Source organism: Sphingobacterium sp. MYb382, from assembly GCF_037572665.1.
GTDB lineage: Bacteria > Bacteroidota > Bacteroidia > Sphingobacteriales > Sphingobacteriaceae > Sphingobacterium.
In genome coordinates, this window is record NZ_JBBGZT010000019.1 from 2,052 (window position 1) to 20,953 (window position 18,902).

Annotated in this window: 14 protein-coding genes and 1 riboswitch; of the genes, 2 read left to right on the forward strand and 12 right to left on the reverse strand. The window is 39.4% G+C overall.

All coding sequences use genetic code 11. The annotated features are described in order from the left end of the window. Window positions 1-1,146 precede the first annotated feature (1,146 nt). The 3 genes from WH223_RS07975 to WH223_RS07985 all read right to left on the reverse strand — a co-directional run bounded on the left by WH223_RS07975 (window position 1,147) and on the right by WH223_RS07985 (window position 6,344). The gene (locus WH223_RS07975) at window positions 1,147-3,066 is read right to left on the reverse strand and encodes a polysaccharide biosynthesis protein (protein ID WP_340047024.1); all 1,920 of its coding nucleotides are present in this window, start codon (window positions 3,064-3,066) and stop codon (window positions 1,147-1,149) included. Window positions 3,067-3,337: 271 nt separating this feature from the next. After that, window positions 3,338-5,650, reverse strand: a complete 2,313-nt coding sequence (gene metE, locus WH223_RS07980) for a 5-methyltetrahydropteroyltriglutamate--homocysteine S-methyltransferase (protein WP_340047025.1) — start codon at window positions 5,648-5,650, stop codon at window positions 3,338-3,340. A gap of 71 nt (window positions 5,651-5,721) precedes the next feature. Further along, window positions 5,722-5,823, reverse strand: a riboswitch (SAM riboswitch). A gap of 110 nt (window positions 5,824-5,933) precedes the next feature. After that, window positions 5,934-6,344 carry an ASCH domain-containing protein gene (locus tag WH223_RS07985; RefSeq protein WP_340047026.1) on the reverse strand — a complete coding sequence of 137 codons (411 nt, stop codon included), beginning with the start codon at window positions 6,342-6,344 and terminating at the stop codon, window positions 5,934-5,936. A gap of 39 nt (window positions 6,345-6,383) precedes the next feature. Here WH223_RS07985 and WH223_RS07990 point away from each other — a divergent pair, with 39 nt between their 5' ends. After that, entirely contained in the window at window positions 6,384-6,839 is a 456-nt protein-coding gene (locus tag WH223_RS07990; RefSeq protein WP_340047028.1) for a GNAT family N-acetyltransferase, read from the forward strand. Between the two features lie 174 nt (window positions 6,840-7,013). Here the strand turns inward: WH223_RS07990 and WH223_RS07995 are convergent, their stop codons facing one another. After that, the gene (locus WH223_RS07995) at window positions 7,014-8,513 is read right to left on the reverse strand and encodes a peroxiredoxin family protein (protein WP_340047029.1); all 1,500 of its coding nucleotides are present in this window, start codon (window positions 8,511-8,513) and stop codon (window positions 7,014-7,016) included. A gap of 115 nt (window positions 8,514-8,628) precedes the next feature. Here WH223_RS07995 and hemW point away from each other — a divergent pair, with 115 nt between their 5' ends. Continuing rightward, window positions 8,629-9,762 carry a radical SAM family heme chaperone HemW gene (hemW, locus tag WH223_RS08000; protein ID WP_340047031.1) on the forward strand — a complete coding sequence of 378 codons (1,134 nt, stop codon included), beginning with the start codon at window positions 8,629-8,631 and terminating at the stop codon, window positions 9,760-9,762. A 124-nt stretch (window positions 9,763-9,886) separates the two neighbouring features. Here hemW and WH223_RS08005 read toward each other — a convergent pair whose 3' ends face one another. The 8 genes from WH223_RS08005 to WH223_RS08040 all read right to left on the reverse strand — a co-directional run bounded on the left by WH223_RS08005 (window position 9,887) and on the right by WH223_RS08040 (window position 18,708). Further along, window positions 9,887-10,753 (reverse strand): cupin-like domain-containing protein, encoded by an 867-nt coding sequence (locus WH223_RS08005; RefSeq protein ID WP_340047033.1) that lies wholly within the window; start codon window positions 10,751-10,753, stop codon window positions 9,887-9,889. A 142-nt stretch (window positions 10,754-10,895) separates the two neighbouring features. After that, complete coding sequence (gene porN, locus WH223_RS08010; RefSeq protein WP_340047034.1) at window positions 10,896-11,912, reverse strand: type IX secretion system ring protein PorN/GldN; 1,017 nt, start codon at window positions 11,910-11,912, stop codon at window positions 10,896-10,898. Between the two features lie 23 nt (window positions 11,913-11,935). Further along, the gene (porM, locus tag WH223_RS08015; RefSeq protein ID WP_340047035.1) at window positions 11,936-13,459 is read right to left on the reverse strand and encodes a type IX secretion system motor protein PorM/GldM; all 1,524 of its coding nucleotides are present in this window, start codon (window positions 13,457-13,459) and stop codon (window positions 11,936-11,938) included. Window positions 13,460-13,501: 42 nt separating this feature from the next. Next, entirely contained in the window at window positions 13,502-14,146 is a 645-nt protein-coding gene (gene porL, locus WH223_RS08020) for a type IX secretion system motor protein PorL/GldL (protein WP_340047037.1), read from the reverse strand. 25 nt (window positions 14,147-14,171) lie between these two features. Beyond that, window positions 14,172-15,461, reverse strand: a complete 1,290-nt coding sequence (gene porK / locus WH223_RS08025; protein ID WP_340047038.1) for a type IX secretion system lipoprotein PorK/GldK — start codon at window positions 15,459-15,461, stop codon at window positions 14,172-14,174. A gap of 205 nt (window positions 15,462-15,666) precedes the next feature. Beyond that, the gene (locus WH223_RS08030; RefSeq protein WP_340047039.1) at window positions 15,667-16,434 is read right to left on the reverse strand and encodes a uroporphyrinogen-III synthase; all 768 of its coding nucleotides are present in this window, start codon (window positions 16,432-16,434) and stop codon (window positions 15,667-15,669) included. 10 nt (window positions 16,435-16,444) lie between these two features. Then, window positions 16,445-17,383, reverse strand: coding sequence for a DUF4271 domain-containing protein (locus WH223_RS08035; RefSeq protein ID WP_340047040.1), 939 nt, complete (start codon window positions 17,381-17,383; stop codon window positions 16,445-16,447). A 137-nt stretch (window positions 17,384-17,520) separates the two neighbouring features. Beyond that, window positions 17,521-18,708 carry a trans-sulfuration enzyme family protein gene (locus WH223_RS08040; protein WP_340047041.1) on the reverse strand — a complete coding sequence of 396 codons (1,188 nt, stop codon included), beginning with the start codon at window positions 18,706-18,708 and terminating at the stop codon, window positions 17,521-17,523. Window positions 18,709-18,902 lie beyond the last annotated feature (194 nt).

Sequence of the window (18,902 nt, forward strand, 5' to 3'; positions counted from 1 at the left end):
CTTGTCGAAGCATCATTTAGAAAGGCTTATTGCACAGTCTATCGTCATCGTTTGAAACGAGGATGCCAGAGGATAGCGTTTGCAACGCTTTATTGGAGTCTTTTGCTTAATTATTAGAACGTGTCCTTAGCCAGGACAGGGCTTCACCCTTTTCCTTGATGAAAAGTGTGGCAAAAATCAAGGCTGGCATACGCTGCTATCTCCATTTGTAAATTCCGGAACAAAACGAACTCGCTACGCTCAGACAGCGTTTTCTTCTTGCGGAATTTACGGCACTACGATTTTACGCAGCAGATGCCTAGGCCTTCTTCTTAGCAACTGCAAGTCATTTATGTTTTGAACACATCTTTCTTTTGTAGTTCCCCATCCAAATTGTCATGCTGTCCTTCGACAGGCTCAGGATGACAACAAGTCGAAGAATCGTTTAGGAAGGTTTGCTTCTATATATAAGGAATACCAGATTTGCTACTGTTCGCTAGTTCTCTCCGTTTGTTTGCACTGCCTATCGTCTTCGTTTGAAACGAGGATGCTGGAGGATAGCGTTTGCAACGCTTATTGAAGGCTTTTGCTTAATTATAGTGCGTGTCCTTAGCCAGGACGAGGCTTCACCCTTTTCCTTGATGAAAAGGGTGGCAAAAATCAAGGCTGGCATACGCTGCTATCTCCATTTGTAAATTCCGGAACAAAACGAACTCGCTACGCTCAGACAGCGTTTTCTTCTTGCGGAATTTACGGCGCTACGATTTACGCAGCAGATGCCTAGGCCTTTTTTCTAGCAACTACAAGATTCAGATTTTTGCAGTTCATCTCGGTTTTGAACTTATTCATTCTTTTATACTTATTGAAACCTTCGACGGGCTCAGGGTGACAGAGCGGCTATTCGCTCACATAGTATATGTATTCCTTACATATACATGCTTTATATATGTATTCCGTTTGTTATATAGCGATAAGGGCTTGTTGAATAGTAGTTGCGCTAGGGATTGGAGCGATTGTTTGAGCTCTTTTGTTTTTTGGGGCTCGAGCGGTACGCGAGGGGAACCACAAAACAAAAAGCGAGTGCGGAAAGCCCGACGTAGGGGCGTAATTTAAAAACGCCCCTAACGGAGCGCCCTCATTATTCTTTATATGTATCTTCTATTATAACTATACGGCTTCTTTGGTATCGAGCTCTTCAAAGATGGAGTTCTGCGAGACAAACTCGGGCACAATTTCCTTCATCTTAGCAACGAGGTGCATGGGCTGTGGCGATGAGCTTGTATTTTTTATAAAGGCACATAGTGTATTTATCTTTGTTTTCCGGTGTTCGACATCGTAGAGATTGACTTTGGCTATCATAATTTTCTCGTGATGTGTCTTTACCGTGTTTTCATCATTAGCGAGTAGCTCTTCGTATATTTTCTCGCCTGGTCGTAATCCGGTGACAACAATTCCGACATCTTGCGGATAGCGATATCCTTTTAGGCGGATCATACGTTTCGCCAATTCCATAATCTTTACGGGCTCCCCCATATCGAAAACGAATATCTCTCCTCCTGCTCCCATCACCGCAGCATCTTGCACCAGTTGGCAAGCTTCGGGAATGGTCATAAAATAGCGGGTAATATCGGGATGAGTGACGGTCAAGGGGCCTCCTTTATTCAGCTGGCTTTCAAAAAGAGGGATTACGGAGCCATTTGACCCTAATACGTTACCAAATCGGGTAACGATAAAATTCGTTGCTGTCTGTTTATTTAATGCGGAAACATAGATTTCGGCAATACGTTTTGTAGCACCCATTACGTTTGTTGGGTTCACTGCCTTATCGGTGGACACCATAACAAACTTATCTACGCCATGTTTTACGGATAAATCGGCAATTACTTTGGAACCATAGATGTTTGTAAGTATTGCTTCATATGGATTTTGCTCCATGAGTGGCACATGTTTATATGCGGCGGCATGGAATACGACATCTGGTTTATACTTTTCAAAAACAGTATCCATAAAGTGAATATCCCGCACATTGCCGACAACATAACGGAGTCCATGTGCCGCAATGTGTTTCAGTTCTTGTTGCAAATCGTATAATGCGGACTCGGCTTGATCAAGAAGGACAAGCTTACTAAATTTGGTGTGTGCAATTTGACGTGCTAGCTCGGAGCCAATCGAACCGGCTGCTCCTGTTATTAATATCACCTTACTACATAAAGATGCTTGCACTTCGGGGTTATTGAGTTTTATGGTCTCTCTACCTAACAGATCGCCTATATTTAATGGGCGTAGCTGCCTTGCTGCTACCTCACCACGAAGTAGCTTGGCGGAAGATGGCATTATTTTCATCTTCACGGGTAGTGGTTCTATATGTGCTGAGATTCGCTGTAAGCGTTCTTTATTATTATCATCGAGGGCTATGATTACGGTTTCTATACCCAATGTTTCCATCATTTCAGATGTCAGCAGTCGAAAATCAATTATATTAAATCCATTTACTCGCCTTCCGATGCGTGCTTCTTTATCATCGGCAATAAGGACAATTTTATATCGGTTTCTAATATCTGTTTTCAGGAGGTTTTGCGTCACTGTTCCCATTTGTCCTGCACCGATTAATACGATAGGTTCCACGTGCCTCCCATAATAAAACAGCTGTTCGTACATATATTTATATACAATGCGTGCTGCCACCATCGCTACCATCGTGAAGACAGCGTGCATAAATAGGACTGCATAGGACAGGTTAAACATGGAATTGCTTGCTATTTCGGCAAAATGACGCAAGCAGAAGGATAGAAACATGAGTGAAACGAGTGCTGAAGCACATGCGGCCATGATACCTTGAGCATCTTTAATGTCGGCCTGACGAATAATTCCTCTATAGGTTTTATAAAATAAGAAGGATAGTCCAAAGACGAATGTCACTAAAAAGGCCTGCTGCATCATCAGCATTTCATCGAGCCGACCTCTGAAGCTATTAATCACATAGTTTGAAAGTAAAAAACAACAGAAGACGATCAATACATCCACCAACAAAACAACCCACCTGGGGTTGTCACGACTCAATCGTTTCTTTATCTGATAAAAGCTCATTCCTAACTATTCGAATACCGGAAATATAACATCAAAAACAAGACCAATTTTATTTTAAAAGAATAAAATTAATCGAATAACAAAAACACTGGGCGTGTAAATTCACGTGAAACAATAAAAAACTACGTTTGCATTTTTTTGTTGTTTAGGGGCGCGCTCTACTTTATCGGGAGTAGGCTTTCAAAAAGGCATATTAAAAAAAAGCTGATCTCTAAAAGAGATCAGCTTCTCCACGATTGCATCGTGCTTATTTTAGGTTAAAGTATTGTGATTATTCGGCACGTAATATTTTAGCAGCTTCTACCATTGATTCTAAAGCAGCTTTAGTCTCTGGCCAAGCACGTGTTTTCAATCCACAGTCAGGGTTAACCCATAATTGTTCTGCAGGAACTACGGCTTTTGCTTTGCGCAATAACTCAACCATTTCTTCTGTACTAGGTACACGTGGCGAGTGAATATCGTAAACACCAGGACCGATATCGTTCGGGTATTTGAAGTCAGCTGCGAAAGCATCTAACAATTCCATTTGCGAACGTGAAGTCTCGATTGTGATTACATCGGCATCCATTGCTGCGATATCTTCGATAATATCGTTGAACTCAGAGTAACACATGTGTGTGTGAATCTGTGTATCATCATCAACATTAGAAGAAGAAACACGGAACGAACGTACTGCCCAGTTTAAATAATCTTGTTGATCAGCTTTACGTAATGGTAAACCTTCACGGATTGCTGGCTCATCAATTTGGATGATTTTGATACCTGCTTTTTCTAAAGCTTGTACTTCATCTAAGATTGCTAATGCGATTTGGTAAGTTGTTGTTGAGCGCGGTTGATCGTTACGCACGAATGACCATTGTAAAATCGTAACCGGACCTGTTAACATACCTTTTACTGGACGGTTTGTCAATGATTGTGCATAAGCAGACCAACGAACAGTCATATCTTCTGGACGGTAAACGTCACCGTAGATTACTGGTGGTTTCACACAACGCGAACCGTAAGATTGTACCCATCCGTTTTTAGTGAATGCATATCCTGCTAATTGCTCACCGAAGTACTCTACCATGTCGTTACGCTCGAACTCACCGTGTACTAATACATCGATATCTAGTTCTTCTTGTAAACGGATTGTTCTTTCCGTTTCTTCAGCGATTTCTTTATCGTATTCCGCTTGTGTGATAGCTCCTTTTTTCAAGTCTGCTCTCCACTTACGTACGTCTTTCGTTTGTGGGAAAGAACCGATTGTTGTTGTTGCGAATGCTGGTAAGTTAAATTTCGCTTGTTGTGCTGCTTTACGTGATGCAAATACTGAAGTACGCTTAGCGTCATCATCAGTGATGTTTGCTGTACGCTCTTTAACCTCTGGTTTGTGGATTAAAGGAGAAGTACGGCGTTTTTCTGCTGCATCTTTGTTAGCTTCGAAACGTTCGGTAGTTTTAGCATCAACTTCGCCATCAGCTAAGATTGCTAAGTCTTTTACTTCCGCTAATTTTTGCTTAGCGAATGCTAACCAGTTTTTAACTTCAGCAGGTAGTGACTCTTCGTTATCTTCATTTTCCAAATCAAATGGAACATGTAATAAAGAAGATGATGGAGCAACCCATACACGGTCAGCACCTAAAGCATCTACTGCTTTTTTAATTTGTCCTAACGATTTCTCGTAGTCATTCTTCCAAATGTTACGTCCTTCAACAACACCTAATGAAAGTGTTAAAGAAGCAGGAACTTTAGCAAGAACAGTATCTAATTGATTTTCTCCACGTACCAAGTCAAGGTGTAAAGCATGAACAGGAAGGTTCAACGCTACTTCCTCGTTGTCGCGAAGAGCTTCGAAATAAGTTGCAACGATTAATTTGACACCTTTAGCTGCTGCTGCAAGTTTTTCGAAAACACGTGCATATAAAGCTTTGGTTGCCGCGTCGATATCTAAAGCTAAGAAAGGCTCATCGATTTGCACGTGCTGTGCTCCTGCTGCTGCCAATTTGCTTAAGATCTCTTCGTAAACAGGTAATAAATTATCGATAAGATCAATACGGTTGAAACCTGTTTCTTTTTCTTTACCTAATAAAAGGTAAGTGATAGGGCCTACTAATACTGGTTTTGTTTCAATACCAATAGCTTTAGCCTCATTGTATTCGTTTAAGAATTTCTCTGAAGTAAGTTTAAATTCTTGGTTTTTAGTAAACTCAGGAACGATATAGTGGTAGTTAGTATCGAACCATTTTGTCATTTCCATTGCTGTAACGTCAACGCCACCTTCTTGGAAACCACGTGCCATCGCGAAGTATAAATCTAAATTATACTGACGATCGATTTTGTCTAATAAAGAGCTGTAACGCGCTGGGATAGCACCTACAGTAAGTGATAAGTCTAATACTTGATCATAAAACGAGAAGTCGTTTGAAGGAATCAAATCGATGCCAGCATCCTTTTGAGTCTTCCAGTTGCCTTCACGGATTTTAAGTCCAGCTTGCAATAATTCTTCCGCGCTGATTTTTTTTGCCCAATAAGCTTCATTGGCTTTTTTCAATTCGCGGAAAGCTCCCACGCGTGGGTAACCTAAATTGTTTGTTAATAACATAAATTCTACTTGTTAAAATCTCATCCTAAAACTATTGCTTGAAGAGAAGGCCACACAGGAGCGGTGACTTCGGCTTATCTTTCCCTAATTAAAGAGTAGAATGTAGCACCTTGTCTAGTGACAGGTTGCCAAGGCTTCATCGGGTCTATTCCCTCTGCCTTTCTCTATAAGCGACGCTAAGGTATGGCTTAGTTTTGAAATTTCAAAACAAATCGACAGAAATCATTAAAATTCTTTATTAATTGGGCTATGGTTTCATAATATTCATAAACGATTCTATATCCTAGATAGGTTTAAGGCCATATTTTTGCATCTCCTTGCTGTAATAGTGCCAATGTTCTTTTTTCCAATAGGCCAAACTTTTGTCACCCTCTCCTTCTATCGCGGCATAGTCGGCATCGATGGCATTAAATGGTAGAACCTCCACTTTTGTCGTTCTTACGATGGCTTTCGGTTCGCCCGCCCAGTTTGTAACAATAGCCACATCGCCAGGCTTGGGCAGTACTTCGTTATGAGTTTCAAACCACCAACGTGACGGAGAAGTTGCCTGTTTAATTTTACAACGCACCAATTCGGCACATTCGTCGGCGACGGCTTTATTATCACCATAGTAATAATGCATAGGCATTTCACTATCTTGGAAAGCGAGATTGGCTGCTTGAAAAGATTTCCAGTAGATTTCAATTGGGTTCATGCTATGAAAATAGTATTTTTATTAAAAACAACACTAAATATGATTCATTTACAGCAAACAAAGGCTAACTCTTCTGATTTCGCAGTCCTTATCGACCAACTTAATCTTTATCTCCACAGTATTAACGGTGAAAGTGACGCTTTTTTTAAGCAACACAATCAAGTAGACTTGAATATGCTGGTTATTATCGCTTACGCGGATGAAAAAGCGGTCGGCTGTGGTGCTTTTAAAGTAATAAACGACCAATACGTCGAAATAAAAAGAATGTTTATCCTTCCAGAATACCGAAAAAAGGGAATTGCTAGTACATTATTGGTCGCTTTGGAGGAGTGGGCTAAAGAACTGGGGTATCAAAAAGCTCGCTTAGAAACTGCGAAAAGTATGGAAGATGCTGTATTTCTCTACCGCAAAAATCACTATTACGAGATTCCTAATTTTGATCAGTATATAGGCGTAGAAAGTAGTGTCTGCTTTGAGAAAAATTTGGCAAAATAGTAGGTAAGAAAAAAACTTATTTTTAATAGGCTACAAGGTTTAAAATATATTAAGCTGACTCCGTATTATATATGCATATTAGCGTCCACATCGTTCAACTAAGTAAATTATCCGCTATTTAAAATTCAAGTGACAAATAAAAACCATAGCAAGATTTCTGTTTTTTAATTTAAATTACAGGCTTCGCACCATTTCTATTCTTGTAATTAATTCATCCACCATGTCATCAACCTTGTACGAAGATCCTTCTATATGAAATCTTATATTTCCTTCTTGATCTACAATTATCTTCGTTGGGAGTAGCTTTACATTATATTTAGTTGCTATCCGCTTATCCCAATCGTTCATTTCATCAAATAAGACATGAAAAGAATAATTATTTATCTTGATAAAATCTGATACTAAAGTTTTATAATTAGATTCCATTTGCGAGGTATTGATAAACAAAAATTCCACTCCTTTATCATTTTTATACTTTTGAATTACAGACTCCATTCCTGGAAAAGAACTTATACAGGGGCCGCACCAAGTAGCCCAGAAATCCAAAACCACTACTTTTCCTTTAAAATCAGACAGTCTAATCTTTTCGTTTGACATATTTAATAACTCAAAATCTTGAGCCTTAATTTTTATCAACTGTTTTTCGAATTGATCAAATTGATTATTCTTAGCTTTTGTATTTAAGCCTGCTAAATATTCTTCTAGACCAATCGAACTACCTTTTACTTTGGTATATACATGTTGAAAATCTGCATCCGTTAATAATTCAGTTAAAGAATAATTGTTTTGAAGTAAATTATCTTCAACAATTTTTAAGACATCTTGATATTTCCCTTGCTTCTGGTTGTTGGTTAGCACATATTTTATGAGGAATAGCTCTCTATTTCCTTTCGTATACAACTTTTTAGCGAGTAAAGAAGCAGCCTTTGTACAATCATTTGCTATTAAGGCCTTTAAATAGACCTGACACACCTCTTCTGCACTAACGTTAATATTATCAGGATTATTTACTATTTTTTGCTGTTGTAGCATCGTATAAGCATCGCTTGATAGTTTTAGTGCCCTGCTAAACTCTTTTTCCTCCAATAAAAGTTTAGCTATTTGCGTATAGCTATTTATTTTATTCGCTATAGAATCTGTTTTAAGGATATAATATACAGCCAAATGGTATTGTTTATTTTCAATGAGCTTTTTGGAAACTTCGAAATAACTCAAATCATAAAATGATAATACCGCAAAACCATATTTTTCGGCCTGTTTGTGATCCTCAAAATATGATTTAGGAAATGTTTTATAAAACTCTTTCAAACGAGGTTCAAGCTCCATATTAGAAAGGCTTTTATCATGTATTAATTGATCAAATTCTAATTGTCGGACTAAATAACCTTTTGGATATTTTTTGCGTATGGCAATTTCTAAACTATCGGCTGCTTTATTATCACCTGAAGCCTGCATTGCAGCATATCCTATCATATTAAGATTTTCATTTTCCAAACGCATTAAACTACTTGACATTTTTTTTAGGCCAGATTTAGATGAATCGGAACCAATTTGGTATAATTGATTTAACTTCTTAACCGCCGAATCAAGATTTAAGGATTGATAGTTACTTACTTGCGAAAAAGACAAGTTCACAGATAAAGCTACTAGTAAGAATAGAAATAGCTGCTTCATAGCACATAATTTAGGTTGTTTTAAATCTACTGATTATTATCAATATAATTAGTGGGGAGATTTCTTATCCAGAAAAATTAACTAAACTGTATCTTTGCACTATTAAAATGCACCCATGATTTATTTCCACATTCCTTTTTGCAAACAGGCATGTCACTATTGTGATTTTCATTTCTCTACTTCCTTAAAATATAAGGAGGAGATGTTGGCGGCTATGCAGCAAGAAATAAAGATGCGAGCACAATACTTAGATGATAAGACTGTTCACTCCATCTACTTTGGTGGAGGCACCCCATCTATCTTAGGTGCAGAAGAAATAAACCGTTTAATTGATGGTGTAGCTCAACATTTTGAGATTGCGAGCGATGCTGAGATTACGCTGGAGGCCAACCCTGATGATTTACATAGCGAAAAGGTAAAAGGCTTACGTAATAGCCCGGTGAATCGTTTCTCCATTGGCATTCAATCCTTCTTTGAGGAAGATTTACGTTGGATGAACCGTGCACATAATGCAGCGGAGGCTGAAGCTTCCATCAAGCGTGTGCAGGACGAAGGTTTCGAGAATATCACCTGTGATCTAATCTATGGCTACCCTTTGCTTAGCGACGTAAAATGGAAAGCTAATATGGCACAACTCATCGAGAATCATGTGCCACATATTTCATCCTATGCGATGACTGTGGAACAAAAGACAGCTTTGAGCAGTATGATTAATAAGGGGAAAACTGCCCCAATGAATGAGGAGCAAAGTGCAACCCAGTTTGAGTTGTTGATGCATACCTTACAGGAGCATGGCTATGACCATTATGAGATATCCAACTTTGCTAAGCCTGGCCATTATGCTAAACATAACAGCAGCTACTGGCGAGGCAAATCATACTTAGGGATTGGCCCGTCGGCACACTCCTTCAATGGCACATCGAGAAGCTGGAATATTGCCAATAATGCTTTGTATATCGCGGATATCCAAAAGAACGAACTTCCTTTAGAAACCGAACAGCTATCATTAGCTGACCGCTTCAACGAGTATGTGATGACGGCTTTACGCACGATGTGGGGTATTGACCTGAACAAGGTACAAGCAGATTTTGGGTCAGATTTAATTTATCATATCGAAAGAGAGACTAAAGGGTATTTGGAAGCCAACGATATTGAAAAAACTGAAGCTAACTTCTTGCGTTTAACTCGCAAAGGAAAACTATTGGCAGACCGCATTGCTTCAGATATCTTCTGGGTAGAAGAAGAGTAACAATCTTAAATTCAATTACTATTATTTCTTGAAAGAGCTTTATAAAAAGCACAAGGCATAAAAAAAGCTAGCGGTATATATTTCTATATCCCGCTAGCTTTTTTATGTAATAATAAGAACAAGGCTATCCTCTCTTTTTCAAAGCACGATTAGCTCTTCTTTTAGCCGTATTAATTTTATAGTGAAACCACTTATCGCTAAAAATCTTACGCATGGTATCATCAAAATAGCGCGTTACAAATAAGTTACGTGCTCCTTTCAATTTCTCACTAACAGAGTTAGGTAAAGCACGCACAGAGATTGAATACCCTTCGGTCTCATATTGAATATAGTGCCACCATCCTGCAGGCATATATAGTGTTTCTCCTGGATGGATAACAGCCTCATAGCCGTCTAAGAATTCCAACCCTGGATAATCACCAACACTGCTTGTTTTTAAATTCGCAATGCTATGGAAGTTGTAAGGCAACTTATACATCAAATCGGACTGATCATTCGGGAATACCCAAATACGCTTTGCCCCTTGGAACTGAGAAATAAAAACATGCGACATATCGATGTCGAAGTGATTACGTGTCGCGGACCCCTCTCCTCCAAAAAACATATAAGGCAGCCACTGCAATACCTTGCCTCCGGTGACATCATTATAGATGACATCTTTCTTCAACTCTGGACGAAGTTTCAACAGGTTAAACATAAATAAACGAAACTCTGTCGGCGCCGCACTAATCTTATCCAGATACTCACCAAAGGTCATACGACCGATAGGTGGACTCGCTGCATGATTTTGAGACTCCTCTTCCCGACCATAAATATCGACTTTCTCATTCCCGGCTATTTCCTTGAAATAGTCATAACTCCACTTTTGCCAACAAGCACTATCTTTGCTGATAAAATCCTTAATAATTACAGGGTGACCTTTCACAAAGTAATTCTTCAGAAAATCTTTTGGAGCTACTCCCGATATACTATCTACTGGTTTTAGTTTCACAAGTTTTTCACTTTACAACCCAATCAAATAAAAAAATATTTCTATCAAACCTACTTCGGTTCCTAATCAGAATTACCTTTTTAGAACCTGTACAATTTAATAGAAATATTCCTAATCTCCTATGACAATAGTCATATTTTTATTAGTAGGACCAAAGGTCCTGCTCGTAATCCATTAATGCTTTTTTGATGCGTTCAGATTCATAAAGACGTCCAACACCATCAGCGATGTAATCTTTAATACGAAGATCTTCAGGGTTCGACTCTTTGACAATGTAGCTTGCAAACATACGTTTAACAAAAACATCGTCGTAACTCAATCCCGTTGCATCATTATTCCGATTCACGACCTCTTTGTTCACAAAGATATGACGAGCCTCCGGAAAGTAAATCCAGAAAGCTGGTGTAGGGTCAACCTGCGGATTGAAACCTTGATCAATCACAGGAGGAGCTACATTATTTTGTGCGCCAGCAGGTTGTTGTGTAGGCTGTACAGCAAACGGATCGAAAGGATCAACAGCAGCTGCACCACCGGCTGGTGTAATTCCAGCAACACTACCCATACCTGGAATCTGTGGCGTAATTAAAGGAGCGATACCAACAATACGTGGTTCAAAAACAGAACGCTGTTTGTCAAAAATCCAATCCTCTTTAATTCTAAACTTAATTACATTTTCACCACTAAAGCCACGTGCCTCATAATGGGAAGAAATAACCTCATTGTTCTCATTGAACTCTTCCACCAATACACTATCAGCACCAAAACGAGCCAATACTTGATCCGAAGGAAGCACGTTTTTGAAGCTATCACCATTAGGATCATTTTCCGTAGGTGTAGGATCGTAAGCCGTCAATTCGCCCTTCATGATCGCTTGAATAATAATATCAATCAATCTTGATTTAGGTGAACTAAAAGACTTGTTCATCTTCTCGCGCAAGTCAATCTCACGCCATACACGCTTTTTATAGGCAACATCCGTTTGACGAATCGTAGCATAAGGAATAACCTTACGATTCTCAATATCTGTTTGCACAAAATAACCATCAACAGGCGGTTCCTCCGCATGAATAGGCTTTGTACTGTTCGAAAGATTTCCCTGTTGCGCGAAAGCGACAAAAGAACAAGCGACAGCTATTGTTGAAAATAAAAACTTTTTCATTGCACCTAAATCTATCTTTTCTACTAATTCGTTACTTGGAACGTAATCGGATCCAAGTTTTGTGCTACACCATCAGGGCCAACGCCCACGATGTCATAAATCATGACTACCGTTCCTGATGTAGCTGCTGCTAATCCTGTTTTCATCTGTGCAGAGAAACTAGCTCCACTCGTCGAATATGGGCCAATAGGGTCTACACGAGGCTTAGCGATATATACGTTAAATTTACTAATTGTAAAGCGTGCATCAAACTCAAAATTGTCTAATGAAGCCGATACCACATTTTGTCCACGTAACTGAGCCGCTGAAATACGTCCTCCTGTTAAGCCTGCAACGCGTGCCGTAGGCTTAGGAATACGCTTCACACGAAACTTAGCGCTACCAATATTTTGGCTTTTACCGTCTACACGTGCTGAAACATTAATCGTAGCCTCACCTGTACTGCTTACATTAGCCACATAACGGTTACCCGATTTCTTAATCGATACTCCCGAGCCTGTAACTTCCAAATTCTCATTTGGTATACCTGGAGCTGAAACCGAAATTGGGTTGTCAACACCGATATAAAGAACATTCATCGCGTCAGGAGAAATAACAGCGGAAGGTTTTGCCACCTGATAAGTCATTGGCTCTGTTTGGTATGTTTTTACCGAACCATCTGTTTGCTGCACACGCACTGTACCTTGCCAAGTAAACACTCCAGCAGTACTGGTATTAACTTGATAAAGACCTTGTCCGTTTGTAACGGATAGATTGCTTCCGCCAACGCTAATTTGAGGACTAGATTTCGAATCGTAAGCCGTCAAAAACACTTTCGCCGTATAAGGCTGACCCTGGATTAAGTAAGACGTTGGAGCAACCGCTACTGCAGCAAATTTATCCAAATTTACTACCGCTTGATCCATCTTACCGAAAACATGCTTCACCGCTGCCGATTCTGCATTTTTAGCATCTGCATTAATCTTCTCTAAGGCTGTAATTGCCGCCGTAAGCGGAATACCATTACCAAAACTAGCCTCTTCCCATGATGTTTTTAATCCTGCACGAGGTGCTGGATCATCAGCATCCAAAGAAAAGCTAATTTCATTATTCGTCAATTTCAACAACTCTGCTTTCGTCGAAACAATAAGCTCACGCAGTTCTTGTGCGCGCTTCTCATTAATCATCAAACGTGCTGAGATATCTGTCGAACTACGATATTTTACGTCACCAGTCTCTTCATCAACGCCACCACCTTCATTTGTCAAAAGCGTATTCAGCTCTTTAAGCTTATCTGTTAATTTCTTAACAGCAGCTTGCGCTTGTTCTGCCTTATCCAAAATTGGCTTTGCACGCTCTGGATTTTCTTTCAATTTCGTTTCCCGGAACGCTAAAAACATGTTATCGATGCCGCTTTGCGTATTCTGGGTTGATGTATTTAAACTATTCCCTAAATTCTTAAAAGCGTCCAAGATAGAGTCACTTACATTCAATGCTACTAAGCCTAGTAACACTAAATATAAAATGCCTATCATCCGCTGTCTAGGAGTCTCTTTTTTACCTGCCATAATGTGTTTTTTTCAATGAATACAAGAATCAATTAAAATACATTATGAACGATTCGTGTTCATAGCCGACAACATATTGCCGTAAATAGCATTTAAAGAAGATAAGTTTTTATTGAAGGTGCTCACCTGCTCTTTGAACTGCTGCATATCTGCAGAAGACTCATTGAACGTTTGTAAGTCGGCAGCTGCACGTTCGAAAGCGTGGCTCAATTGAGCTGCACCCGAAGAAGCTGCATTTAATTTATCTGCAAATTGATTCGTTGCTGATGCCGTATCAGCAACCTTAGAAATAGAAGCTACTTTATCGCCAAAAGAACGTAAGCCATCACCTAAATTTCCGATTAAGTTCTCATCAATCTTTGCATCTTGAAGCAATTTATCTAAAGCCGCAGTGTTGCCAATCGCAACAGGCTGTGCTACTGCTGCTGGACGTGCACTACGTGTAGGAAGCTCTCCATTGAAGTCTTCATCCAATTCCGGATAAACGCGTGTCCAATCTGGTTCTTGCTCCGCCTGCATAAAGCCCATTACAAAGAAAAGTAAAGCCTCAACAGCTAAACCAATACCAATCATCCATTCGCCGCCTTTAAAGTGTAATATCTTGAACATAAGTCCAATGATAACAACCGTTGCTCCCCAGTTAATCAGGGTGTTAATCCCAAATCTGAATTTTCTTTTCTTAGCCATTTTATAAATTAATTAAGATGATTGATTAGCGTGTAGATACGCCCGTATAACGTGTAACGGAACGGAAACCAATATAAGACTTCGCTGTATCTTGGTATTCATACTGGCGCGTACTATTCTGTAAGAAGAAACCTACGTCCTTCCATGATCCACCACGAACAACCTTACGCTTCAATGTTTCGTGATCCGAAGCTTTAGCGTTATAGGTATATGAAGGGTTCATATCGTGGATGAAAGTATTTGCGGATTCATTATAGCTAGATTGTGTCCATTCAGCCACATTACCAGCCATATTATATAAACCAAAGTCATTTGGCCAATAGGAATATACAGGAGCTGTATAGGCAGCACCATCGTCGATATAATTACCACGGCCTGGTTTGAAGTTAGCCATTAAACAACCACGCGCATTACGTGCCGTTGGGCCTCCCCAAGGATATTGCATACCTACTTTACCACCACGAGCAGCATACTCCCACTCCGATTCTGAAGGTAATTGATAGGGCATACGTTCCACTTGTTTATTTCCTGCCGCAGCATCATTAAACAAACGGGTTCTCCATGTATTGAAAGCCTGCGCTTGGCGCCATGTAACCCCTACAACAGGGTAATCATCAAATGATGGATGCGAGAAGTAGCCTTCCACCATAGGCTCATTTTGTGCATAACTAAAATCATTCAACCAAACGGTTGTATCTGGATAAATCAACATTGTGTCACGCATAATAAAATCAGAACGTGATTTCGATTTATCATTTTTTGCGGCTGTCGCCGAACGTAAATCGTACCATTCATAATGGTATTTCAATAAGTTGACGTCAAGCTCATTTTTCCCAAAAATGCGGTTTTCACCTTGATAAAACATGCTGGAAAGACGCTGACGCGCATTCTCATCCTTGGTTTTCCACGGCGAATTGCTATTCACTTTCTTCCAATCTATATGACGTTCGCCATTTCCTTTATCGACAAAGTAGCTATCATCACCCAAAAAGTTGTAAACAAGAATAGAATCCCGAACCCAGTTTACAAACTGACGGTATTCACTATTAGAAATCTCCGTATCGTCCATATAAAATGGAGCAATCGTAACTTGGCGATTTTGAGCCGTTTGCGAAAAGGTGATATCTTCATCAGACTGGCCCATAATGAACGTACCTCCTGGTATTAAAACCATTCCGTAAGGCACCTTACTAGGCTTCAGCTTATTCAAGCGCACCCCAACCAACTCACCTGAATTTGTTGGCCCCTTACATCCGGACAAGCCCAAAAGACATAAAGACAAGAAAACAATAAATTGGTTTGAATATAATTTCATATTAAATGTAATGCCTTATTAGTTACAAAAATCTACTAAAGATAAAACAAACTATTGAATGCAACAATGATTAGTGGGCGAAACTTAGCAAATATACATTAGGTATGCCTTAGCAATAGCCGTGCAAAGAATGTTAAATTGTAAAATTGCTTCTACAATTTAACATGTTTTAACATAAAAAAGTAGCGTTTAGCTACTTTTTATGTTATTTGTTTACAAGTTTTATGTATTGCTCAACGGCCATCGTCATACTTGGAGACGCTGGCGTAGGCGCTGGAATATCTAAAATTAGGTTGTGTTTCAACAACTCTTGCTGGGTACTTGCTCCGAAAGCGGCAACCCGAGTATTCTTTTGCTGAAAATCAGGAAAGTTCTCGTACAAAGATTGAACACTAGAAGGGCTAAAGAACACGATTATATCGTAATAAACTTTCTCTAGATCCTGGATATTGCTAATAACCGTACGAAATAAAACCGCAGGCGTAAAGCTATAACCATTATCTTGAAGCCACTTTTGTGTTTCCTCATTTGCTACATCAGAACAAGGTAAAAGAAACTTCTCTTTACTGTGTTTCTTCAATACCTCTTCCAAATCTTTCGCAGTCTGCTTACCGAAGAAAATTTTACGCTTACGGTATTGAATATACTTTTGAAGGTATAAAGCAATCGTTTCTGAGATACAAAAATATTTTAACTCAGAGGACACCTCGTAACGCATCTCTTCACAAACACGGAAAAAATGATCCACTGCATTTTTACTTGTAAAAATTACAGCGCTATAATCTGCAAAATTGATTTTGTCTTTACGAACATCCCTTGCTGGAACGCCCTCAACGTGAATAAATCCACGAAAATCAAGTTTAAGATTATACTTCTCTGCCAAAGCGAAATAAGGAGATTTGTCATTTTCAGGTTTTGGCAAGGTAACTAAAATACTTTTTACCTTATTGGCTCTTGCTACATCTACTTGCATATTCAACTTTTTAACTACTTAATAGTTTTACCAATATTAATATCGGAGCAACCTCGAGAGTGCAAAGATAAAGAATTAAATAAAAAACTGAAAATCTAAGATTCCCAAAAAGCCTAAAAAATGTTCTTAAAAACCTATAAACAAATAAGCTAGCCACAATCACACTAAACAAAATTAACAAAATCTTAAAATAGGTTGACGGCACAAACAGTAAAGCGAGCAGAAAGGGCATCAGAAAAAGCATGCTATTAAAATACACTAAGTACAAGACAGTCACGTACTCACGTACTAATCTATCCAATTCGAAGATGAAAGAAACAAAACGAATCAAGAGAATTTTAACGATAAAAAGAAGAGAAACAACAAGTGAGACACGCAAATAATTATCGAAACGCAATAAATAATAATGTGTAAATGAAGATTCAATTAAAAGCATAAAAAGACCTAAAGCCAAGCTAAAAATCAAATATAAGAACACATATGGCCATGAAGTCAGCATATTATCTTCCTTACTCACCTGCTGCAACGTGCGCTCATTATAATAAGCATCAACAATCAACATGAAGTCTGTAGGAAAAATCAAACGTACCAAGCCTACGGCAAAGAAAAGAATAAAAACAACAGCCAACACCCACGTCGGGCGCATCTCTTTCTTTCCGCCCTCAGCACTTTCAACCAACCTAGGCTGCGTACCGATAGCGTCCATAGCTTTCTCTAAAGACACACTATTAGCTTGAATCTCCGCCATAAAACGTACAAACAGTTGGTTTGGACGATTTGCAGGAGGGAACACATAATTAAAAGAATCAACAACAATATGTGCTGTCGAATCGGCCGACATCTCCGCTACCACGCCTGGCTGAGTCAACGTATCACGCTGCGCAACAGCAAGCTGAGACATAGCAACAAAAACTAAAAGACTCTGGAAGAAATATCGTAACAAATGCATGAAGCTAAAAATCTTTACTTTGCCGTAAAGTTAGAATAATTTATAACGCTAAAAAAGAAAATAGGAAGCTTCCTGAAGTAGGCATACTACATATTGACCTTACAAGGAAGTTACGCCAAGCCCTAGTAAAGGTCAGCTTATGACAACTTAGCCAATCCTTGTGCAAGGTCAGCAAGAAGATCGTCAATATGCTCAATCCCCACAGAGATACGTAATAGCCCCAACTTTATTCCACCAATAGTCTTTTGTTCAACAGCATGATGACCACCCCACATGCTCGCCGGATGAACAATCAACGACTCCACACCGCCCAAACTAGCCGCATTACTAAAGACCTTCAATGTACCGAGTAACTGTTGCGCCTTCGCAAATTGATCAGCCTCCCCTGCTCCTTCCAGCTCAATGCAAAGCATACCGGTGAAACCACGCATCTGCTCCTTGGCTAAAGCATGCTGCGGATGAGAAGGCAACCCCACATAAGTCACCGCACGAACAGCCTGATGCCCATCTAGCCACTGGGCCAATTGCAATGCATTTTCATTTATTTGTCGAACGCGCAAGGCCAATGTTTTTAACCCTCGTAGCAACAACCAGGAGTCAAAAGGACTTAACGAAGCTCCCAATACTAAAGAACGCTTCCATACTTTATCAATAAAAACCTTTGTCCCACAAACCGCTCCAGCGGTCAAATCACTATGCCCACCCAAATACTTCGTTGCGCTATGCAAAATCACATCAATACCAAAAACATGAGGTTGCTGGTTAATAGGCGATGAAAAAGTGTTATCCACCATCGTCAGAATACCATGCTCTTTCCCCAATTTACCCACGAAGGCCAAATCAGTAATTGCTAAATTAGGATTCGAAGGCGTTTCAACATAAATCAATTTCGTTTCCGGACGAATAGCTGCAGCAATCGCCTCGTTATCCGTTTGATCAACAAAAGTAACCGCCACCCCATAATCTGCCAAAAACTCACGCAGAAAAAGCGAAGCTCCCGAATAGTGTGCATGCTGCGCAATGACATGATCACCAGCTTGCACAGCAGCCAAAACAGCCGTACTAATAGCAGCCATTCCCGTTGCAAGCACAAGCGCATCCTCCGTTTGTTCCAAATGAGCAAGCAACTCCGCCACCTGACTATTCGTCGGATTACCATGACGATGGTAAAAAGTAGGGTGCTTTGTCGCCGTAGCAGCTTCAATATAAATATCGAGGTCATTATCTGCGTAATAAGTAGATGTCTGAAAAATCGGACTTACGACGGCTGAAGTGGTATTGAAATGCTCTCCTTGGTGAACAAGCGCAGTTTCGGTTCTTTGCATAGTTTTGTTTTTTTCAAAAATATAAAAATAACCCACTAAAACCATAGATTAAATATAAAGCAAAAGACCCAAATAATTAACAAAAGCGAATAATAACACGATAAAGATTAAGATATTAGTAAAGCTAATCCCATTTAGCATAATTGATTACCAAATCTTCCCAAAACAAAAAAAATAGCTATTTTAATATTTAT

Bases quoted from the DNA above. Each gene is read 5' to 3' on its own strand.
- WH223_RS07995 (WP_340047029.1), bottom strand. From the start codon at position 8,513: ATGAAGCAGCTATTTCTATTCTTACTAGTAGCTTTATCTGTGAACTTG.
- WH223_RS07990 (WP_340047028.1), top strand. From the start codon at position 6,384: ATGATTCATTTACAGCAAACAAAGGCTAACTCTTCTGATTTCGCAGTC.
- WH223_RS08030 (WP_340047039.1), bottom strand. From the start codon at position 16,434: ATGCAAGTAGATGTAGCAAGAGCCAATAAGGTAAAAAGTATTTTAGTT.
- porM (WP_340047035.1), bottom strand. From the start codon at position 13,459: ATGGCAGGTAAAAAAGAGACTCCTAGACAGCGGATGATAGGCATTTTA.
- metE (WP_340047025.1), bottom strand. From the start codon at position 5,650: ATGTTATTAACAAACAATTTAGGTTACCCACGCGTGGGAGCTTTCCGC.
- WH223_RS07985 (WP_340047026.1), bottom strand. From the start codon at position 6,344: ATGAACCCAATTGAAATCTACTGGAAATCTTTTCAAGCAGCCAATCTC.
- porL (WP_340047037.1), bottom strand. From the start codon at position 14,146: ATGGCTAAGAAAAGAAAATTCAGATTTGGGATTAACACCCTGATTAAC.
- hemW (WP_340047031.1), top strand. From the start codon at position 8,629: ATGATTTATTTCCACATTCCTTTTTGCAAACAGGCATGTCACTATTGT.
- WH223_RS08035 (WP_340047040.1), bottom strand. From the start codon at position 17,383: ATGCATTTGTTACGATATTTCTTCCAGAGTCTTTTAGTTTTTGTTGCT.
- porK (WP_340047038.1), bottom strand. From the start codon at position 15,461: ATGAAATTATATTCAAACCAATTTATTGTTTTCTTGTCTTTATGTCTT.
- porN (WP_340047034.1), bottom strand. From the start codon at position 11,912: ATGAAAAAGTTTTTATTTTCAACAATAGCTGTCGCTTGTTCTTTTGTC.
- WH223_RS07975 (WP_340047024.1), bottom strand. From the start codon at position 3,066: ATGAGCTTTTATCAGATAAAGAAACGATTGAGTCGTGACAACCCCAGG.
- WH223_RS08040 (WP_340047041.1), bottom strand. From the start codon at position 18,708: ATGCAAAGAACCGAAACTGCGCTTGTTCACCAAGGAGAGCATTTCAAT.